At 44.0% G+C, this 2826-nt stretch carries 6 protein-coding genes; all 6 read left to right on the plus strand.

All coding sequences use genetic code 11. The features are described 5' to 3' along the window. Window positions 1-637: DALR anticodon-binding domain-containing protein (locus Q7P41_RS07175; protein WP_303883152.1), on the plus strand; the 637-nt coding region annotated here is incomplete at its 5' end. After that, window positions 638-934, plus strand: coding sequence for a cell division protein DIVIC (locus Q7P41_RS07180; protein WP_303883154.1), 297 nt, complete (start codon window positions 638-640; stop codon window positions 932-934). A 182-nt stretch (window positions 935-1116) separates the two neighbouring features. Beyond that, window positions 1117-1401 (plus strand): 30S ribosomal protein S6, encoded by a 285-nt coding sequence (gene rpsF, locus Q7P41_RS07185; RefSeq protein ID WP_303883156.1) that lies wholly within the window; start codon window positions 1117-1119, stop codon window positions 1399-1401. 12 nt (window positions 1402-1413) lie between these two features. After that, a complete protein-coding gene (locus Q7P41_RS07190) occupies window positions 1414-1887 on the plus strand; it encodes a single-stranded DNA-binding protein (RefSeq protein ID WP_303883157.1) in 474 nt (157 codons plus the stop codon). Window positions 1888-1929: 42 nt separating this feature from the next. Then, on the plus strand, window positions 1930-2160 hold the full coding sequence (gene rpsR, locus Q7P41_RS07195; RefSeq protein ID WP_303883158.1) for a 30S ribosomal protein S18: 231 nt from the start codon (window positions 1930-1932) through the stop codon (window positions 2158-2160). Between the two features lie 75 nt (window positions 2161-2235). After that, on the plus strand, window positions 2236-2826 hold a 591-nt coding region (locus Q7P41_RS07200), incomplete at its 3' end, for a DUF2232 domain-containing protein (RefSeq protein WP_303883160.1).

The raw sequence follows: 2826 nt of genomic DNA on the forward strand, positions 1-2826 counted from the left end.
ATACGTGCCTCGCATGAAGGCGGCCGTTCAGGCGCTTGGCAAGTCTCCCGATGCATTACAAGTCCTCCTTATACAGTTTGTGAGCTTGATTAAGGGCGGGAAGCTGGTGTCCATGTCTACGAGAGCCGGACAGTTTGTTACCTTGAGAGAAATGATGGACGAAGTGGGCGTAGACGCAATGCGCTATTTCTTCTTGATGAGGAAGTGCGATTCTCACTTGGATTTCGATATAGATCTTGCAAAAAGCGCATCAACTGATAACCCGGTATACTATGTTCAATATGCTAGCGCAAGGATACACAGCATATTCAAGGAGGCAGCTTCTAGGGGCGTTGTAGTCGATCCTGAAAAGGCTGAGCTTTCCTTGCTTAGCACTGAAGAGGAGAAGGCGCTCATAAAATGTCTAGCCAGATTTCCTGAAGAGATAAGAAAGTCAGCAAGCGATCTTGCCCCACACATACTCGTATATTACGTGTATGATTTGGCCAAGGCGTTTCATTCCTTCTACAATGCTCACAGGGTTTTGGGGGAGGAAAACTCCTTGACTAACGCAAGATTGACTTTAGTCCGCGCAGTCAAGGTGGTCTTGCTTAATGTATTGCATCTGCTAAAAATAAACGCGCCGGAAGTGATGTAAATGCCAAGGCTAAGGTGGCTAGTCATATCGCTTTTTTCAATAATAATCTCTTTAATGTTGTTCAATGGCTACGTCCGAGAGGTGAAAAAGCTAAATGAACTCTCGAATTGTATTGATGAGCGGGTTCGAATTTTGGTCCAATTAAGGCTGGACATTGAAGATAAAAGCGAAAAGATAGCTTACTATAGCACGGCTGAGGGAACAGCCAGATTGGCACGCCAGGAATTTAACTTTGTCCTGCCAGGCGAGAAGATTTATATTTTGGAATACTATACGCCTGAGGAAAACAAAGAGTGATCCGCATCAATATCAATTAAAATTGGCACATTCTTATTGCATATAACATAAAAACCTGAAGAATAAATAAGGACAAATATTGTTAAATTCGTCGTTTTTGTTTATAATGCATCTTTGTTGGTATCCCTATCCCCTTCACGGGAAGGGGATCATGAAGGCCAAAGGGAGGAGGTGTTGATGATATGCGACCCTACGAGTTGATGGTGCTTATTCATCCCGATACTGAGGAAGTAAAAACTCAGGTCGACGAAATTTCTGAGATTATCAAGAGCTTGGGAGGAGAATTCCTTAAAGCAGATATCTGGGGAAAAAGGAGATTGGCGTACCCTATTAACAAGCAAGCAGAAGGGTATTACGCCTTGCTCGATTTCAAGCTGGATCCTTCCCACATAGGCGAGGTGGACCGGTTATTGAAGTTGCGTGATTCGGTTTTAAGACATTTGATAGTGCGCCTTGATGAGAAATAGGAGAAGATAAAAATGGCACGAGGATACAATAGAATAATACTAATGGGGAACCTTGCTCGCGATCCCGAGATCAGGTATACTGCCTCTAAACAGGCAGTTGCGAGGCTTACTGTAGCTGTGGGACGTAGTTGGAGAGATCACGATGACAATCTGCAGGAACGTACCGACTTCATCCCCGTAGTTGTGTGGGGCAATCAAGCCGAAAATTGCGAGAAGTATTTGCATAAAGGACGGCCTGTGTTAGTTGAGGGAAGGCTCCAGGTTAGAAGCTATGAAACTAAAGTTGGCGAGAGGCGATGGATTACTGAAGTTGTGGCGCAAAGTGTGATCTTTTTGAGTGGTGGGCCTCGCGACTCGCAAGATTACAAGGCATTTACGGAACCCGTATCGACTATTGGAAGCTTGAGGGATGAATTCCCCGATGAATTTCCCACGGATATATCCGAGATGGAAGATGAAGGGGAAGAGGCTGATATCCCATTCTAGTTTTTTAAAAACTAGTTTTTTAAAAAAGGGAGGTTATTGTGCATGGCAGAATTTAGACGTCGAAGACGTCGCCCTAAGGTGTGCAGCTTTTGTGCGAATAAAATAGAATACGTGGATTACAAGGACGTTGAACAACTTAAGAAATTTTTGACAGAGAGGGGAAAAATTTTACCACATAGGGTGACAGGTAATTGTGCAAAACACCAAAGACAACTTGCTAGGGCCATTAAAAGGGCCAGGTTCATGGCGCTTTTGCCGTTCACGGTAGAGTAAATTTATAAACTGTCAAACTGGCAACAATTTGGGGAGAGGATGTTCTCTCCCCTTTTTTACCGGGAGGTATTTTAGATGAAAAGCACTCGAACCATGGTGGAAACATCGTTACTGGTCGCGCTTTCTGTTGTCTTGTTTCTGGCGAGTCATTTTTTGCCGGTTGTTGGAATTATAATATCCTTTTTTTGTCCAGTGCCGCTGGTAATACTGGGGCTTAAAGTACCCGTCCAAAATGCCTTTACAGGAGCCTTCTTAGCTTTTGTCCTAACAACATTTGTCATGGGGTTGCTAGGAGGGTTCTTTTTTCTCTTCGGGTTTGCCTTGATGGGCGTATCGCTTGGCGTTTTGGGAAGGCGCTTTGAAAAGGTGTCCGATATTTTGTCCTATGGCTTTTTGGTTTCCCTATCTTGCAAGCTTGTCCTCATGGCTTTAGTAAAATTGCTAACAGGCATGAATCCCTTCGCAATTGACCCTGACACCCTTATGGAATCTTTCAGTAACGCCATGGGCATACTTTCCGGCAGTCATGGCGAAGCTTTTTTAGAGACAATGAGGATCCAGGTCGAGGCCATGAGTAGAATAATGGTTCATATCTTGCCGGCCATTTTAATCGCTGCCTCCTTTTTGGATTGCGTCATAAGTTATGTTATTAGCGAGAAAATTGCC

Source organism: Acetomicrobium mobile (assembly GCF_937920065.1).